This is a genomic window from Amycolatopsis oliviviridis (genome assembly GCF_014654365.1).
GTDB lineage: Bacteria > Actinomycetota > Actinomycetes > Mycobacteriales > Pseudonocardiaceae > Amycolatopsis > Amycolatopsis oliviviridis.
This window is the reverse complement of the sequence record NZ_BNAY01000002.1, coordinates 1,207,282-1,224,117: the sequence shown is the minus strand read 5'-3', so window position 1 is coordinate 1,224,117 and position 16,836 is coordinate 1,207,282. Positions and strand designations below refer to the sequence as shown.

The window sequence follows — 16,836 nt, the reverse complement described above, 5'->3', positions numbered from 1 at the left end:
GAACCCTAGCGAGGCGAAGGAACCAAAGGTCTAGGAGGCGTTGAGGCGGTCGGCCAGTTTCTCCCGGAGTTTGCCGCCTTCGGACCGGCCGAGCCGGTCGCAGAGGCCCAGCGCGCGTTCCCGGTCTTCGCGTGCCGACGCCGGATCGCCCATCTCCTCGGCCACGGCGGCCCGGTCGCACACCGTGTCGATCTGGGCCTGCGTCAGCCCGATGCGTTCGTAGACCTCCTCGGCCTCGGTCAACCGGCGGTGCGCGTTCGCGTGCTCGCCCTGGCGGCGCAGGAACTTCCCGGATTCCTGCAGGGCGCGGGCCTGGCCCATGCCCGCGCCGTGGCGGCGGAACAGATCGAGTGCCGTTTCACAGTGGGAAAGCGCCCTGTCGATCGAGTCGAGCGCGGCCAGGTTCCGGGCCGAGCGCAGCAGGACGTACGCGTAGTTGGTGTCGTCCACCGGGGTGCGCGAGCCGCCGTGCTCCTGCGCGAAGTAGCGGACACACGCGTCGAATTCCGCGGCGGCGTCGTCGAACCGGCCGTTCCGGTGCCAGTACGAGGCCCGCATCGTCCGCGCCACATGGACCCCGAGCGGATAGCCCGCTTCCTCGAACAGGCGCGCCGCCTCGTCGAACAACTCGGGCGATGTGGTGAGACTGGTGTCGCGGTCCTGGGCGCTGGTCAGGTACACCCGCGCCCAGCCCTGTTCGCGCCGGTCGCCCGCCTCTTCGGCGGCGTCCCAGGCCCGCCGGGCCGTCTTGACGGATTCTTCCGCCTGATCGCCCAGGGAAGCCTGCACCCAGGCCAGGTAGTTCAGGTGGACGGACTCGTCCCGTTTGCTGCCGATCGCGACGGCCGAGTCCACGGCGAGCGCGAACACGGCGTACCAGGTGCTCGCCGTCCCGCCGATCTCCGAGTACCAGTGCATGGACTCGGCGAGGTCGAGGACCGGCCGGTGGTCGCCCCGGGCGGCGACGCTCTTGACCGCGGCGAGCCAGTTCTTCAGCTCGGCCTCCAGCCATCGGCCCGCCCTGGCGTGATCGCCGAACGACGGTGTCGCGACCGGGAGCGGGCTCACCCCGTCGGTCGGATGGAAGTACCGGCCCGCCGCGGTCGCGGTGCGCACCAGCCAGCTCGCCAGCCGGTTCTCCGCGGCTTCGACGACTTCGGGGGCTTCCTCCCGGGCGAGCCGTTCGGTCGCGAAGACCCGCAGGAGATCGTGGAACTGGTACCGGCCGTTCTCCGGCGACGTCTGCAGCAGGCTCGCGTCGGCCAGTTCCTCCAGGAAGACGGCGGCGTCGTCCTCGTCGGCGGCTTCGACGAGCGTCATCGCGGCCCCGACGGAGAAATCCGCGGCCGGGACGAGCGAGAGCCGCCGGAACACCGTGGCGGCGTTCGGGCTGAGCTGGCGGTACGACAGTTCGAACACACTGCGCATGTCGAGATCGCCGGCGGTCAGCGTGGTCAGCCGCCTGCTGCGGTCGCGAAGCTGATCCACCAGGCGGGTCAGCGGCCAAGTGGGGCGGCTCGCCAGCCGGTTGCCCGCGATGCGCAGCGCCAGCGGCAGCCGCCCGCACAGCTCGACCAGTTCGAGCGCCGCCTGCCGCTCCCGCGCGACCCGGCACGCCCCGGCGATGGACGACAGCAGGGCGAGCGCGTCGTCCTCGTCGAAGACGTCGAGGGGGAGACGGCTCGCTCCTTCGAGTCCCACCAGCATCTGGCGGCCGGTGATCAGGGTGAGACAGCGGGGCCCGCCGACCAGGAGCGGGCGGATCTGGGCTTCGTCGGCCGCGTCGTCGAGGACGATCAGGGCGGCCCGGTCCCGCAGGAGCGAGCGGCACAGACTCGACCGGTCCTCCGGGTCGGCGGGGATGCGGACGGCGTCGACGCCCAGCGAGCGCAGGATCAGATGCAGCACGTCCGCCGCCGTCGCCGGTTCGGCGGACATCCCGCGCAGCTTCAGGAACAGCCTGCCGTCGGGGAAGTCCTCGGCGAGATCGTGCGCCGCGCGGACGGCGAGGGTGGTCTTGCCGGTACCGGGCGGCCCGCTCAGGATCGCGACCCGGCCCGACCGGCGGCGGCCGCCGCGCAGATCGGCGGAAAGGGCGCGCAACGCGTCGAGATCACGTTCGCGTCCGGTGAGGTCGTCGACGTCGGTCGGCAGGACACCGATCAGCGGTGATCCGTAGATCCCGGTGGGCGCGGGCGCGGCGACCGGCCGGGCGCGCCCCTGCCTCGCGACCTTCTGCAGGGTGGTCAGCTCTTCGTCGGTCAAGGACAGCGACGCGGCGAGCGCTTCGATCGTCCGCCGCTGGGGACTCTTGGCGACCCCGCGCTCCATGTCGCTGATGGCCCGGACACTCACCCCGGATCCCTCGGCGAGCTCCTCCTGCGTGAGGTTCGCACGAACGCGGTAACCCTTCAGCAGCGCCTTGAAAGTCGTGGCTGCCCCTCTCGGGGCGGCGTTCGTCATGGGCCGGATTATCCACGCATCCCGGGATCGCTCCGATGACAGCGATCACTCCGGCCGGGCTCCGTAGCGGGTGAGGATCGTGCCGGCGCGGTCACCCAGCGAGGCGCGCAACCATTGCGGTGCCAGGGCTTCCGCGTCCGAGGCGAGCTGCCACAACGCCCATTCCGCGTGGCGCGCGTCCTGGAAGGTCACCTCGATCCTCAGCCATCCGTCCGCGCCGGTTTCTTCGGCGACGACGGCCAGCGCGGTGCCTGCCAGCTCGTCCCGTCGCGCCGGGTTCACCCGGGCGAGCACCGTGACCTGGTCACCGCCGGTCCGGAACCGCGTGCTGCGCTCCTGCCAGGCCCGGTCCAGGTCGACCCGGTCCGCCCGCTGCGCGGGTTCGGGGAGTTCCTCGGCTGCCCGTAGCCGGGACAGCCGGTAGGTGCGGTCTTCACCGGATCGCGTGGCCAGCAGATAGCCCTGGTCCCGGACGGTGACCAGGCCGATCGGGTCCACCGTGCGCCACTGCGGCTTCCGGCCCGCGGCCGCGTAGTGGATGCGCAGCTTGTGTCCGGAGAAGACCGCGCGCCGGACCTCGGCCACGATGGTGTCGGGCACCTCCTCGGCGGTCACCCGGCGCGAGAGGAGGTCGATCTCCGGGTCGACGAGCAGGCGCCGGGCCGCGCCCGCCGCGGTGTCACGCTGGGTTTCGGGCAGGGCGTCGACCACCTTGAGCATCGCGGAAGCGAGTGCCGAACCGAGGCCGAACGCCTGCGCGCCGCGCCGCGACCCGGTGATCAGCAGGGCGAGGGCCTCGTCGTGATTCAGCCCGGTGAGCTCGGTCTGGAAACCGGGCAGCAACGCGAAACCGCCGTGCCTGCCGCGTTCGGCGTAGACCGGGACGCCCGCCGCGGACAGCGCCTCGATGTCGCGCAGCACGGTGCGGGTGGAGACCTCCAGCTCGCGCGCCAGCGTGGCGGCGGACAACCGGCCGCGGTGGCGCAGCAGCAGCACCAGGGAGACCAGCCGGTCGGCGCGCATGCGAAAACTCTAACGGAATACACGACACAGGATGTCGTGTATTCGCTGAGAGGCTGCTCCTCATGACAAGCAGGACTGTGGCCACTGAGCCGAACGATCTGGGCAGGTTCTTCATCGAGCGCGGCAACGCGGGTGATGTCGACGGGCTGGTGGCGTTGTACGAACCGGACGCCGTGCTGGCGTTCCCGCCGGGCAACCTCGCGACCGGGCACGCGGAGATCCGCAAGGTGTACGAGGAGTTCGTGGCGGCCGCGCCGGAACTCTTGCCGGGCAGGCAGCATCCGGCACTGGTGAGCGGGGACCTGGCGCTCACGGCGTCCACGCTGACCACCGGCGAGATGACCGTCGAGGTCGCCCGCCGTCAGCCGGACGGGTCCTGGCTCTGGGCGCTGGACCAGCCGGTGTTCGTGCCGTGACGAGCGGTTCGCCGGTGACGAGTTCGCGCCCGTCACCGGCGAACGGCGTCAGACCGTGCAGTTCCTCGACGTACCGGTGTTCACCTTGGCTCCGGTGAATTCCTCGATGATGGCGACATTCTCCGGGGCGTAGTTCTTGGCGACGATCTTGGCCACGTCCGCACTGCCGAGTTTGGCCGCGTAGGGCTCGGACTGATCCAGCCAATACGCCGCGCGGAGGAATTCGACGAGGACGAATTCGCGCAGTTCCGGCTGGCCCTTGATCTTGGCCCAGTAATCGGGATACTTCGCCTTGGCGACGCGCAGGTAGAGCTGAAGGTAGCGAATGTTGGTGGCGACGATGTCCCTGGCGTTGCTCGCGCCGATTCCCTGGATGAACTCGGCGACGACGGACGCCGCGGGCAATCCCATGAGCCCGGCGTTGAGTTCGGCGATGACACCCTGGATCTTGTACGAACCCTGCTGCTGGTCACGCAGATAGATGTCGTCCATCGACTTGGTGAGATTGTCCGTGATCAGCGGCAGGATCTCGCGGCGGGCGAAGCCGCCGTGGATCGGGACCTTCATCGCCTTGCGGGAGGAGTTGATCCACGCGGAGACGTAGACGTCCCACGAGGTTCGCGACGGGTCCAGATCCCACATGTGGGTCTCTTCGTGGATCGCGACCATGAGGGACTCGGCGAGCCCGTTGAAGCTGGTCTTGGTGACGAACTGGCTGAAGTACTTGTCCTTGGCCTGGGCGATCGCGAGGCCTTCACCGCTGGGCCAGCGCCGTTTGTACACGCCTTGGATCGTCTGCAACCACTTCGAGGACGTGAAAGCGGCCTTTATGTCACTGACATCGGCTTTCGGTTGAGACGGCTCTTCATAACATATAGGCGCCCGTACTTTAGTCGTGTCTTGGGCGGCCGCGGGGGCGGTCAATTGAGTGAGGGAAAGGGCGAGGCATGCGGTCAGTAGGGTAATACGATTGCGCATGGGGGACCTCGGTTCACGGTAGGGGTTTTCCGTGGGTCGGAACGCAGTGTCCCCTGATCGTCACCGTTTCATCAATGATCCGGCCCCTACTGCGGCTGGACAGGCTAGGAATTATGGCGGCGAACGGGCTATTCCGCGGCCAGCCGGGATCGGCGCATGCTGTAGCCGAAGTAGATCAGCAGGCCGAGTGCCATCCAGCCGCCGAAGACGACCCAGGTGGCGCCGTCGAGGCTGAGCATCATGTAGCCGCAGCACAGGACCCCGAGGATCGGCGTGACCGGGGAGAACGGCACGCGGAACGAGCGGGGAGCCTCCGGCTGGCGGCGTCGCAGCAGCAGGACGGCGACGTTCACCAGCCCGAACGCGAAGAGGGTGCCGATGCTCGTGGCGTCGGCCAGTTTCCCGAGCGGGATGAACGCGGCCAGCGTCGCGACGAAACCGGAGACCACCAGGGTGTTGATCCGCGGGGTCCCGGTCTTCGCGTCCACTTTGGACAACGCCGCCGGGACCATGCCGTCACGGGACATCGAGAACAGGATGCGGGTCTGTCCGTAGAGGACGGTCAGCACCACGCTGGAGATCGCCACGATCGCGCCGACGGCGAGCAGCGCGGCCCACAGCGGGTTGGCGGACACGGCGCCGAGCACGTGCGACAGCGCGGCCTCCTGACCGTCGAACTCCTGCCACGGCAGTGCGCCGACGGCGGCCACGGCGACCAGGCAGTACAGCACGGTGACGATGGCGAGGGAGAGCAGGATCGCCCTCGGCAGGTCCCGCTGCGGGTTCTTCGCCTCCTCGCCCGCCGTGGAGGCCGCGTCGAAACCGATGTAGGAGAAGAACAGTTTCGCGCCACCGGCGCTCAGCCCGGCCAGGCCGAGCGGCAGGAACGGGGTGAAGTTCGCCGCCCGGACGGCGGTGAACGCGATCACGCAGAACAGCACCAGGGTGCCGATCTTGATCACGACCATGATCGCGTTGGCCCGCGCGCTCTCCTTCGCGCCGGACAGCAACAGGACCATGGCGAGCAAGACGACGACGATGGCCGGGACGTTGACGATCCCGCCCGAACCCGGCGGCTGGCTCAACGCGTCCGGGATGGCGAAACCGAACGTCAGCCGCAGCAGCTCGTTGAGATATTGCCCCCAGCCGACCGCGACCGACGCCACCGAGACGCCGTACTCCAGCACCAGGCACCAGCCGCAGACCCAGGCGACGAGCTCGCCGAGGGTGGCGTACGCGTAGGAGTAGGACGAACCGGACACCGGGATCATTCCGGCGAGTTCGGCGTAGGAGAGCGCCGAGAACAGCGCGGTGACGCCGGCGAGCACGAACGACAGCACGACCGCGGGGCCCGCGACGGGGACCGCTTCGCCGAGCACGACGAAGATCCCGCTGCCCAGGGTCGCGCCGATGCTGAGCATGGTCAGCTGGCTGAGACCGAGGGAGCGCTTCAGCGTGCCGTGATCACTCTCGGCGATCAGGTCGGCGACCGGTTTCCGCCGCATCGCCGCGGCTCGCAGGTTCATGCCGACGACCGTATCTGCCGCCTCGGGCGCCCTTTACAGGGTGGTCGGGTGGTCGTGAGTGGCGATTCGTGTTCTAACCCGAATCGCCACTCACGACCCACTCGACCCGATGGGCTCTGCCGGGACTGTGGTGTTGTGAAAGCCACTTTCGCAACCTTCAAGGTTGCGAAAGTGGCTTTCACAACGCTTACCACTCACGACAACCCGGACCGATTCGTTCCCTGCGCTTGCCCGCGCCCGGCGAGCTGCCGGTCGTGCACCCGGCGCCAGACCAGCAAGGAAAGCACCGCCCCGCACAGGCAGAGGAACATGTCCCACTGGGTGTCCCAGACATCTCCTTGGGTGGCGAGGAAATCGTCCGCACCCGACCCGGCGATGAGCGCGCTGAACCACTCCACGAACTCGAAACCTGCGGAGATCGCCAGGCAGACGCAGACGGTCAGGAACGTGACCCAGCCACCGGGTCGCAGCGGCGTCCGGCGCAGGAGCACCTCACGCACGGCGATCGCGGGGACGAAGCCTTGGACGACATGGGCGAATCGGTCGTAGTTGTTCCGCTGGGTGCCCAGCAGGTCCTGGACCCATTCCCCGGCGGGCGTCTCCGCGTAGGTGTACTGCCCGCCGTAACAGAGCACGATCGCGTGCAGTACCAGCAGCCAGCAGAGCAGCCGGGTCAAGGGAAAGCGTGCGCGCAGCGCGACCACCAGCGGCAGTCCGATCAGGACCCAGACGACTTCGAGCAGCCAGGTTCCGGGCGACTTGGCCAGGATCCCGGTCACCGCGAGCGCCGCGAGCACCACGCCTGCCAGCAGCGTCCCTTCGACCCGGCCGACTCCGCGAACCATGGGAGGACCCTACAGCGATGCCGCGAGGCGGGCAGGGGCTCGCGCGGGTGCGTCAGAGCACGGCGAGCCGGTCCACCAGCAGCTCCGTCCGTCGATCGGTGTCCTCCGGCGGCTGCCGCCCCGCGCGGGACAGGGTCGCCAGCCCGTGCAGGGCCGCCCAGAACACCTCGGTGAACAGTCCCGGGTGGACGCCATCACCGGCGACTTCTTGGAGGCACTCCAATAGCGCGGCGAAAGCGTCCTTCAACGGTTCCGGGGTGTCGTCCTGTGCGAACGCCAGGCCGCCGTCGAGCTGGAACATGGCGTCGTAGACCGCCGGGTTGCGGGCGGCGAAGTCGAGGTAGGCGCGGGCGAGGGCGGCGACCCGGGCGCGCGGGCCGTCCGCGGCGGAGGTCGCGGACCGCAGGGCCGTGGCCATCTCGGCGGCGCCTTCGAGGGCGACGGCGCCGATGATCTCGCGTTTGCCGCGGAAGTGGCTGTAGAGGACGGGCTGGCTGTACTCGATGCGCTCGGCGAGCCGGCGGGTGGTGACCGCGTCCCAGCCTTGCTGCTCGGCGAGTTCCCGGGCCGTCGCCACGATGAGGCGTTCGCGGTCCGCCCGTTCGCGCTCCTTGCGTTCCTGTACCGACATATCTGGATCCTAGCATCGCTAGACAAGCGAGCGCCGGAAGAGCTAGCGTTGCATCAACAGCTAGCAACACTAGATCTGAGGAAGGTCATCATGCTCAGCGCACTCGGGGTCGGCACCGTCGTGGTCGTCGGCCTGATGGTGGGGGTGGAGTTCGCCGTCGCTTTCGTCCTCAAGGCGATCCTCGACGGGCTCCCCGAGGACAGTGGTCAGCTCGGCCGCGCCCATGGCGGCCGGATGCTCGGCGCCGTCATGCCGTTCTGGTACATCGGCTCACTCGTGCTCTGCGTGATCTGGGCGATCGCCGGCTGGGCGGACCCCGGCACTGGCCTCGTCGTCATCGCCGCCGCGCTGCTGCTGGTGAGCGTGATCATGTCGCTGCTGCTGCTCGTCCCGATCAACAACCGGGGCAAGACGTGGACGCCCGAGAACCGGCCCGAGGACTGGAAGGAACAGATGAACTGCTGGGACCGCTTCCACTACGTCCGCGTCGCCGTCATCGTCGCCGCCTTCGCCCTGCTGGCCGCCGCCCTCGCCTGACCTCGTCGTCAGGCTCCGGGCGGCACCCGGAGCCTGACGACGAGAGGTCAGTTCAGTTTGCGCATGTCGGCGGGCAGACCGCCGCCGGCGTAGACGTCCTCGGCGAGCTTCGCCAGCGCGGTGAGCGCGACGTTCTGGCTGAACGGCCCGTAGGAGACGCGGGAGACGCCGAGTTCCTGCGCGGTCGCCAGCGGGATCGAGCCCGGGACGCCGATCAGGTTCACCTTGCGCTCGCCCAGCGCCTCGACCAGCCTGCCGACCTGGGTCTCGTCGAGTTTGCCGGGGACGAAGAAGTTCGACGCGCCGGCGTCGAGGTACGCGCGGCCGCGGGTGATCGCCTCGGCCAGCACCTCCTCGGGATCGCGGTCACCCGCCCGGAGGAACGCGTCCGTGCGGGCGTTGAGCACGAAGTCGATCCCCGCGGACTGGGCGGCGGCGACCGCGGCCTCGACGGCCTTGACCGACTCGTCCAGCGGCTTCATCTGGTCTTCGAGGTTGCAGCCGACCGCGCCGACCTCGATCGCGCGGGCGACCGTGCCGCCCGGGTCGCCATAGCCCGCCTCCAGGTCCGCGGTGACCGGCAGATCGCCCGCCGTCCGGACGATCAGCGCGACCTCGGCGATCATCTCGTCGCGGGGGATCTTCTCACCGTCGGGGTAGCCGCGGGAGGCGGCGATGCCGTGGCTCGGGGTGGCGAGCGCCTGGGTGCCGGGGGTCTCGGCGACGACCTTCGCGGTGATCGCGTCCCAGACGTTGACGACGAGCAGCAGTTCGGGGGCGGCGTGCAGCTCTTGCAGCCGGGTGGCCTTTTCGGCGATGGAAACCATGTCTTCAATCTAGAGGCTGTCGCAAGATGAAAGGCCTCAAGACGCGGCCGTGAGGGCGCCGAGTCCGCTCGCCTGGGTCCGCCAGTCGGCCTGGTTCGGTGTCCCGCCCGCCCACCGTTGCCCGATCCGGTTCAGCGGATCGCGGTCCGACGCCCACAGCGAGTCGGCCTGCCGCTTCGCGTAGTCGCGGTACGCCGTGGAGTTGGTCGCGGCGGCCAGGTCGGCGAGGAAGCGCATGAAGATGCCCTTGAACTGCTTTTGGTTGTCGTCACAGGAATTCTGGCCGACGTCGCAGGATTCGGTGAGGACGCCGTTCCTGGTGAGCACCGGGCCGGTGACCGCCGCGTCGCCCAGGCGCCGGGCCGCGTCGAGCCAGCGTGTCTCGCCGGTGGCACGCCAGATCTCGACCAGGCCGCCGATGCCCAGGCCCTGGTTGTACGTCCAGACCGTCTGCCCGTTGTTGCGGCAGTCACGGGTGAGGCCGTCGTTGACCAGCCCGGACGCGTTGATCATCCCGCTCGCCAGATACCAGTCCGCGGCGGTCCGGGATCGTTGCAGCCACAGCGAATCGCCCGGCGTCCGGCGATGGACGGAAGCCGCGAGCCGCAGGTACAGACCACTGGTGACCGCGTTCTTGTAAGTCCGTTCCCGGTCCCACCAGACACCGCCTCCGCAGGTGCCCGGATCCCAGTACTGGTGGACGTAGGAGGCGATCGTGGTCGCCATGGACAAGTACCGTGGGTCTCCGGTGTGGTCGTAGGCGGCCACCCACGCCAGGCCCCACCAGGCGCTGTCGTCGATGGCCCGGCTGGCGAAATTTCCTTCGATGGCATCGGAACTTCGCTCACCGGCGGGAAAGACGCCGCGGTTCTGCTCGAAGGTGCGCGCGATGACCCAGTCGTAGCGGCGGTCCCCGGTGGTCTTCGCGTGATCGACGACCGCCGTCAGCGTCGCCGCCGAGTTCCACCAGCTGCTCGGCCACCAGCCGGGATACGGATCGTAGGAGTACAGGAGCGCGTCGGCGGCGGCCTGCGCGCGGGCGGGTGCCGGACGGGCCCACGCCGTACAGGATCCTTCCTGGTGCCCGGCTTCACGACCGCAAGCGCGGACGGCGCCGCCGTAGTGGCGGCCCCGGGGATCACGCGTCGCGAACAGTGCCGTCCGGCCGGTGCTCGCGCCTGCGGCGACCGACGTCCGGCCGAGCGACGAGCCGCCGGCCCAGCTCGCTCCCGCGTCCCAGGAACGGTCCAGCCAGATCTCGTCGCCCTGGGCGCCGGACTCGATGGTGCCCCAGGCCATCGCGTTCCCGTCGACGTGCAGGCGGATCGTCCGCCCGAACAACGTCGTCGGAGGCACCGGCAGGCTGTCCCCGTTCGGCTGGGTCGTGCCGTCGCAGGCGACATCGCAGACCTTCGGGTGGATCCACTCCGTACAGGCGATCCCGGCGGCGTCCCCGCACGCGCGGATCAGGCCGCGCCGGTGCCTTCCGGGGTCGGTCACGTTGTACATCAACGTTCTCGTGCCGGTCCAGGTGCCGGGAATGCTCGCTTTGCCCAGTAGCCCCTCCCAGGTCGCGCCGCCGTCCCAGGAGCGGTCGAGCCAGACCGAATCCCCGGTCGCGCCGCGATCGATGCTGCCCCAGGCCATCCCGTCGGCGTCCGATACATGCAGCCGGAGCACGCGCCCGTTGAGTGACTTGTCCGGAACCGGAAAGGTGTCCTGGTGGGCCTTCGAAGGGTCTAGAGTGTCGCACGACAGCACACAGACCACCGCCGCGGCGGTCACCGGTTTCCCCGCCGGTACGGGAATCGCTGTCAGAATCAGGCAAAGCACGAGATGGATCAGCGACGACATCGTTGTCCGCCCTCGGGATCGGCCGTGCACCGGATCTGGGACGCCTTTCATGATCCGGGTTTCGTCACCGGCCGGTCAACGTCGGCCACCGGTCAGATATCAGGACAGAATTCCTGTTACGCCTTCGGGTCCTGCCGCGATCTTCAGGGAAATCACTTTCGAGGGAGGGTCTCGTGGAGCTGACGATCAACGCCGCCGGCGACGAAGAGGCGCTGAACGAGTTCTACAGCTGGCTCCGCGACGACGTGGACGTCGCCCGGTCCGCGACGATCCGGACGGCGGATTCCAGGGACGCGGGGGAGATGGGGGTCTTCGAGGTCATCCGGATGTCCATCGGCTCCCTGACGGGCCTCGCGAACCTCGGTATCGCGTGGGGCAATTTTCTGCGCTCCCGCAAGGAAATGCCGCCGTTCACCATCACGGTCGAGGGCGAGCTGACCGCGGAGCAACGCGCCATGCTCCGGAACCTGGACCTTCCGTTCTCCTAGGGATCAAGCGCCGCTTCCCAACCACCGTAACGTTTCCAGTGCCACCGCCACGTCCACGGCGTTCTCCACCAACGGCCGCGGAAGCAGCTCGTCGGCTCGTGCCAGCCGCCGCACGACGGTGTTCCGGTGGGTGTAGAGCCGTTCCGCGGTCCGCGTCGTGTTGCCCAGTTCGTGCACATAAGTCCGGACGGTCTCGCGGGTTTCGGCGTCGGCGTGCCGGAGTTCGCCGAGCGTGTCGGTGACGAATTCGCCCGCCTGGGCCGGATCGCCGGTGAGCAGGACGAGCAGCTGGATGTCCTGGTAGCGCGCGATCTGCTGCGGTGAGGTGAGCCGGGCGAGCATCCGCTGGGTGGCGGCGGCGTCCAGATGGCTGCGGCGGAAGCCGTCGATCCCGCTGCCGGGCCGTCCCAGCGCCACCCGGACGTCGGGATGCGGCGCGAGGTCTTCGGCGAGCCGGTCCGCGCGGGGCGGGGTGCGGCCGGGGAGCCAGACCCACAGGGCGGCGGCGCTGGCGACGACGGTCAGCCGGTGTGAGGCGTCACTGGCCCGCATGAGCGTCTCGGCGGCGGTTTCGAGCTGCTGCGACGACGGGGTGGCCGAGCCGCTCCAGACGATCGCGGCCGTATGCGGCCCGGCGAGCGGGTAGCCGAGCTGGGCTTCGGCCCGCGAACGGCTGATCGGCGCGCCCTCCAGCAGCAGCGTGACGGTGGCCCGCCGTTCGGCGTGCGCGCCGCGGGTCAGTTCCGTGCGTTCGGCGGCCATCCGTTCGGACACCGCGGCGACGGTGTCCTCGATGAACGTGGTGATCGACAGCGACGAGACGTCCAGCAGCTCGCGGAGCAGGACCGGATCCGACGTGAGGTCGAAGCAGATCTCGATCCAGCGCCGCCAGGCCACGCCCTGCGCCCGCCGGTAGGCGTCGAGGCCGCCGGAGTCGAAGCCGCGGCGCACCATGTCACGCGCGCCTTCGAGCACTTCCTGGTTCAGGTTGGCGGTGACCCTTTTACCCGGATGTTGCACGTTGGCGGCGGCCCAGTGCAGCAGGTTCGCCAGGTTCGCGCGTTTGGTCCCCTCGGTGAGCACGGGGTCCTCGGCGACCGCGCGCATGCTGTCCCCACCGAGCGAGGCCTCGTGCAGCTCCTCGATCCATTCGGCGCGCGGATGCAGGACGATCTCCGCTCCCCGCCGGAAGAGCTCGCGCGCCTCGGCGGACAGCGTCGGCCACGGAGATGCGGCACTTTGCACCATGGACCCATCATGATGGTGCAGATAGTGCTAGCGCAATTCCCCCGCGCACCCGCATGGTGGGGAGAACCGAGACGAGGCTGGAGTACCGCATGACGACGAGCACACCCGTCGAGCACCTCGACGTGGTCATCATCGGTGCCGGGATTTCCGGGATCGGGGCCGCGCGCTACCTCAAGACCGAGAACCCGGGCAAGACCTTCGCGATCCTGGAGGCCCGCGGCGCGTCCGGCGGCACCTGGGACCTGTTCCGGTACCCCGGCATCCGGTCGGACTCCGACCTGCACACCTTCGGCTACGAGTTCAAGCCGTGGCGGGACAAGCAGTCGATCGCCGACGCGCCCCGGATCCTGTCGTACCTGCGCGAGACGATCGCCGAGAACGGCATCGAGCCCAGCATCCGCTACCACCACAAGCTGCTCTCGGCCGCCTGGTCGAGTGACGAGGCCCGCTGGCTGCTCGAGATCGAGCGGACCGACACCGGTGAGCGCACCCGGCTCAGCGCCGGCTGGCTGTTCAACGCGGGCGGTTACTACCGCTACGACGAGGGTTTCACCCCGCGTTTCGAAGGCCGCGACCGGTTCACCGGCACGATCGTGCACCCGCAGCACTGGCCGGAGGATCTCGACTACGCGGGCAAACGCGTCGTCGTGATCGGCAGCGGCGCCACCGCGGTCACCCTGATCCCGGCGATGGCGGGGACCGCAGCGCACGTGACGATGCTGCAGCGCACCCCGACCTACGTCATGCCGGTGCCGCGCGAGGACAAGATCGCCAACGGCCTGCGCAAGATCCTCGGCGACGAGCGGGCGTACGCGCTCACCCGCCGCAAGAACATCCGCAAGGGACTCGCGGTCTGGCAGTTCTGCCAGAAGTTCCCGAAGACCGCGCGCGGGCTCATCCGCTACGTCAACAAGAAGCAGCTGCCCAAGGACTATCCGGTCGACGAGCACTTCAACCCGCCGTACGACCCGTGGGACCAGCGGCTGTGCGCCGTGCCCGGCGGCGACCTGTTCGCGGCCATCCGCAAGGGGCAGGCCGACGTCGTCACCGACAAGATCGCGACCTTCACCGAGAAGGGGATCCTGCTCGAATCCGGGCGGGAGCTGGAGGCGGACATCATCGTCACCGCCACCGGCCTGAACCTCCAGGTGTTCGGCGGGGCGAAGCTCAGCGTCGACGGCAAGCCGGTGATCCTGCCGGAAACCGTCGCGTACAAGGGAATGATGCTTTCGGACGTGCCGAACGCCGCGTTCGCGATCGGCTACACGAACTCGTCGTGGACGCTCAAGATCGGCCTGCTGTGCGAGCACTTCTGCCGCCTGCTATCGCATATGGACACGCACGGCTACGACGTCTGCCGTCCCGTGCTCGCCGATCCGGACATGCCGACCCGGCCGTTCCTGGACTTCGCCGCCGGATACGTCCAGCGTGCTCTCGACCAGCTGCCGCGCCAGGGTGACCGCCTGCCCTGGCTGACGTCGATGAGCTACCACTCGGACATCAAGCTGCTGCGCGCGGACGACATCACCGATCCCGAGCTGCACTTCACCCGCGCGCAGGTCCGGGAAGCGGTGAGCTCGTGACCGACAGTTTCGCCGACCTGCCCGGTGGCCCGCGGATCTGTTACCGCGAGGACGGTCCCGCCGACGGTGTGCCGCTGGTGCTGATCGCCGGGCTCGGGCTGGATCTCACGTCGTGGCCGCGGCCGATGATCGAGGGGTTCACCGGCCGCGGTTTCCGGGTCGTCACCTTCGACAACCGGGACGCGGGCCGTTCGGACCGGATCAAGGCGCCGAATCCCGGCAAGCTCCGGCAGTTGCTGGCCCGGCCCCTGCCGGATGCCTACGACCTGGGGGACATGGCCGCGGACACCGTCGGCCTGCTGGACCACCTGGGCATCGAGCAGGCGCATCTGGTCGGTATGTCGATGGGCGGCATGATCGCCCAGACCGTCGCCGCCCGGAATCCCGGCCGCGTTCTTTCACTGACGTCGATCTTCTCCACCACCGGCCACCGCAAGGTCGGGCAGCCGGCGCGGTCGACGCTGCTGCGCATGGCGCGGCGGCCCGCCCGGACGGTCGAGGAATCGGTCGTCGGGCATCTGGCGATGATGGGGCACCTCGGCTCGGTCACTTTCCCGCTGGACAAGGACGTCGAGACGGCGTGGGCCATCGGCCTGTGGGAACGGGCGGGCGGAAGGCGGGCGCGCAGCGGCATCGCGCGCCAGATCGGCGCGATCCAGGCCAGCGGCGACCGCACCACCGAACTCGGCCGCGTCACCTGCCCGACGGTCGTGGTCCACGGGGACAGCGACCGCATGGTCCACCACACCGGCGGCCGGGCGACCGCGAAGGCCGTGAATGGCGCCCGCTACGTCGAAATCCCCGGTATGGGCCACCACATCGCCCCGGACCTCGTCGACCGGCTCGTCGAGCTCACCGCCGAACTGGCCCTCGATCCGGCAGGAGAATCCCGATGAGCAGCGTTCGCGGCAAGGTCGCCGTCGTCACCGGTGCCGGTTCCGGCATCGGGCGTCAGCTGGCTTACGAACTCGCGCGGCGCGGAGCGCGTCTCGCGGTGTCCGATGTGGACGAAGCCGGGCTGGCCGGGACCGTCGCCGAGGTCAAGGCCCTCGGCGCGGAGGTGCAGGGCGCCGTGCTGGACGTCAGCGACCGGGCGGCCGTCCAGGAGTACGCGGCCACCGTCGCCGGGCAGTTCGGTGTGGTGCACCAGATCTACAACAACGCGGGGATCGCGGGCGGCGGGCAGACCGTCCTCGACGCCGAATGGGAGCTCTACGACCGCACGCTCGCGGTCAACCTGTTCGGCGTCATCAACGGTACCAAGGCTTTCCTGCCGCATCTGATCGACTCCGGCGACGGCCAGGTCGTCAACGTCTCCAGCCTCAACGGTTTCATGGCCCAGCCGACGCTCAGTGCCTACTGCGCCAGCAAGTTCGGCGTCCGCGGGTTCACCGAGGCGCTGCGCACCGAGATGATCGCGGGCAGGCATCCGGTGCGGGTGACGGTCGTCCACCCGGGCGGGGTCAAGACCGGCATCGCCTCGGCGGCGCTGAAGGAAGCGGAGGCCCGCGGCATCGAGCCCACCGCCGAACAGCGGGAACGCGTCCGTGTGTACAACGAAAAGCTGCTGAAGATGCCCGCCGATCAGGCCGCCCGCATCATCGTCGACGGCGTCGAAGCCGGGAAGCCGCGTGTGCTCGTCGGAAACGACGCGAAACTGGTCGACCGGCTGGTCCGGCTCCTTCCGCGTCTCTACCCGAAGCTGATCGTCGACTTCGAACGGCGGCGTCTCGCCCGCTAGGCGTCGACGCCCCGGTGCCCGAACAGGCCGAGAAGCCAGGTGTAGCGGACGGCTTCGCGCGCCTGGCCGTAAGCGTCTTCGGTGCCGATCCAGATGGCCTGCGTGATCAGTTCGATGGTGGCGGCGACGACCGTCCGCGCGGTGAACGGCGGCGGCGACGGCAGCGCGGGATCGGTGGCACGCAGCCATTCCGCCGTCCGGTCGAAGACGGCTTCCCCGGCACGCAAGGTTTTCTCCCGCGCTTCGAGCCCCGCGTCGCCGAGCGCGTAGATCTCCAGCAGGGCGGCGCGGACGGCCGTGGGACGCCGGTGCACGTAGTCGACGAGGAAGTCGCAGCAGGCGGCGACGGCGTCCAGCGGAGTCGCGGCTTCGGCGCCCGCGGCGACGCCTTGGGCGATGAACTCGGCGGTGATCTCGCGGTAGGCGGCGAGGAACGCGTCCTGCTTGCCGGTGAACTGTTCGTAGAACGAGGTCCGTGACACGCCCGCGGTGGCGGTGATGTGGCCGACGGTGGTGGCGACGTAGCCGCGTTTGCCGGCGTTCTCCAGTACGGCGTCGATCAGCCGGGCCCGCTGGGTTCCGGCGACCTCGTCGCGGCTGAGGTTGTGCGGCCCCTTCGGCAGCCTGCGGTGCTCGGTCACGTGCGGCACCGTACCGGTCCGGAAATCCGTGAAGG

General features: G+C 69.3%; 16 protein-coding genes. 6 read left to right on the top strand and 10 right to left on the bottom strand.

The genetic code is table 11. The features are described from left to right. Window positions 1-30: 30 nt before the first annotated feature. Complete coding sequence (locus IE302_RS12940; RefSeq protein WP_191254688.1) at window positions 31-2,463, bottom strand: ATP-binding protein; 2,433 nt, start codon at window positions 2,461-2,463, stop codon at window positions 31-33. A 45-nt stretch (window positions 2,464-2,508) separates the two neighbouring features. Then, the gene (locus IE302_RS12935) at window positions 2,509-3,486 is read right to left on the bottom strand and encodes a helix-turn-helix transcriptional regulator (RefSeq protein ID WP_191254687.1); all 978 of its coding nucleotides are present in this window, start codon (window positions 3,484-3,486) and stop codon (window positions 2,509-2,511) included. A gap of 77 nt (window positions 3,487-3,563) precedes the next feature. Here IE302_RS12935 and IE302_RS12930 point away from each other — a divergent pair, with 77 nt between their 5' ends. After that, the gene (locus IE302_RS12930) at window positions 3,564-3,902 is read left to right on the top strand and encodes a YybH family protein (RefSeq protein WP_191254782.1); all 339 of its coding nucleotides are present in this window, start codon (window positions 3,564-3,566) and stop codon (window positions 3,900-3,902) included. Between the two features lie 48 nt (window positions 3,903-3,950). Here IE302_RS12930 and IE302_RS12925 read toward each other — a convergent pair whose 3' ends face one another. The 4 genes from IE302_RS12925 to IE302_RS12910 all read right to left on the bottom strand — a co-directional run bounded on the left by IE302_RS12925 (window position 3,951) and on the right by IE302_RS12910 (window position 7,882). Beyond that, window positions 3,951-4,685, bottom strand: a complete 735-nt coding sequence (locus IE302_RS12925; RefSeq protein WP_191254686.1) for a hypothetical protein — start codon at window positions 4,683-4,685, stop codon at window positions 3,951-3,953. A 323-nt stretch (window positions 4,686-5,008) separates the two neighbouring features. Next, the gene (locus tag IE302_RS12920) at window positions 5,009-6,406 is read right to left on the bottom strand and encodes an amino acid permease (RefSeq protein ID WP_191254685.1); all 1,398 of its coding nucleotides are present in this window, start codon (window positions 6,404-6,406) and stop codon (window positions 5,009-5,011) included. A 194-nt stretch (window positions 6,407-6,600) separates the two neighbouring features. Then, on the bottom strand, window positions 6,601-7,251 hold the full coding sequence (locus tag IE302_RS12915) for a DUF2238 domain-containing protein (protein ID WP_191254684.1): 651 nt from the start codon (window positions 7,249-7,251) through the stop codon (window positions 6,601-6,603). Window positions 7,252-7,303: 52 nt separating this feature from the next. After that, on the bottom strand, window positions 7,304-7,882 hold the full coding sequence (locus IE302_RS12910) for a TetR/AcrR family transcriptional regulator (RefSeq protein ID WP_191254683.1): 579 nt from the start codon (window positions 7,880-7,882) through the stop codon (window positions 7,304-7,306). A 90-nt stretch (window positions 7,883-7,972) separates the two neighbouring features. Between IE302_RS12910 and IE302_RS12905 the strand changes: the two genes are divergently transcribed. Beyond that, complete coding sequence (locus tag IE302_RS12905) at window positions 7,973-8,419, top strand: anthrone oxygenase family protein (RefSeq protein WP_191254682.1); 447 nt, start codon at window positions 7,973-7,975, stop codon at window positions 8,417-8,419. Between the two features lie 47 nt (window positions 8,420-8,466). On the opposite strand, the gene IE302_RS12900 is transcribed toward IE302_RS12905, so the two are convergent. Both IE302_RS12900 and IE302_RS12895 read right to left on the bottom strand, forming a co-directional pair. Then, entirely contained in the window at window positions 8,467-9,246 is a 780-nt protein-coding gene (locus IE302_RS12900) for an isocitrate lyase/PEP mutase family protein (RefSeq protein ID WP_191254681.1), read from the bottom strand. 36 nt (window positions 9,247-9,282) lie between these two features. Then, complete coding sequence (locus IE302_RS12895; protein ID WP_191254680.1) at window positions 9,283-11,100, bottom strand: glycoside hydrolase family 76 protein; 1,818 nt, start codon at window positions 11,098-11,100, stop codon at window positions 9,283-9,285. 173 nt (window positions 11,101-11,273) lie between these two features. On the opposite strand from IE302_RS12895, the gene IE302_RS12890 reads away from it, so the two are divergent. Next, complete coding sequence (locus IE302_RS12890) at window positions 11,274-11,588, top strand: effector-associated constant component EACC1 (protein WP_191254679.1); 315 nt, start codon at window positions 11,274-11,276, stop codon at window positions 11,586-11,588. Between the two features lie 3 nt (window positions 11,589-11,591). Here IE302_RS12890 and IE302_RS12885 read toward each other — a convergent pair whose 3' ends face one another. Next, the gene (locus tag IE302_RS12885) at window positions 11,592-12,836 is read right to left on the bottom strand and encodes a PucR family transcriptional regulator (RefSeq protein ID WP_191254678.1); all 1,245 of its coding nucleotides are present in this window, start codon (window positions 12,834-12,836) and stop codon (window positions 11,592-11,594) included. Between the two features lie 89 nt (window positions 12,837-12,925). Here IE302_RS12885 and IE302_RS12880 point away from each other — a divergent pair, with 89 nt between their 5' ends. The 3 genes from IE302_RS12880 to IE302_RS12870 are packed head-to-tail and all read left to right on the top strand — an operon-like array spanning window position 12,926 to window position 16,160. Then, complete coding sequence (locus IE302_RS12880) at window positions 12,926-14,419, top strand: flavin-containing monooxygenase (protein WP_191254677.1); 1,494 nt, start codon at window positions 12,926-12,928, stop codon at window positions 14,417-14,419. Continuing rightward, window positions 14,416-15,315, top strand: a complete 900-nt coding sequence (locus IE302_RS12875; protein ID WP_191254676.1) for an alpha/beta fold hydrolase — start codon at window positions 14,416-14,418, stop codon at window positions 15,313-15,315. The genes IE302_RS12880 and IE302_RS12875 overlap by 4 nt, the downstream gene beginning before the upstream one ends. After that, window positions 15,312-16,160 carry an SDR family NAD(P)-dependent oxidoreductase gene (locus tag IE302_RS12870; protein ID WP_191254675.1) on the top strand — a complete coding sequence of 283 codons (849 nt, stop codon included), beginning with the start codon at window positions 15,312-15,314 and terminating at the stop codon, window positions 16,158-16,160. Before IE302_RS12875 ends, IE302_RS12870 begins: the two co-directional genes overlap by 4 nt. On the opposite strand, the gene IE302_RS12865 is transcribed toward IE302_RS12870, so the two are convergent. After that, window positions 16,157-16,801 (bottom strand): TetR/AcrR family transcriptional regulator, encoded by a 645-nt coding sequence (locus tag IE302_RS12865; RefSeq protein WP_229907728.1) that lies wholly within the window; start codon window positions 16,799-16,801, stop codon window positions 16,157-16,159. The genes IE302_RS12870 and IE302_RS12865 overlap by 4 nt on opposite strands. Window positions 16,802-16,836 lie beyond the last annotated feature (35 nt).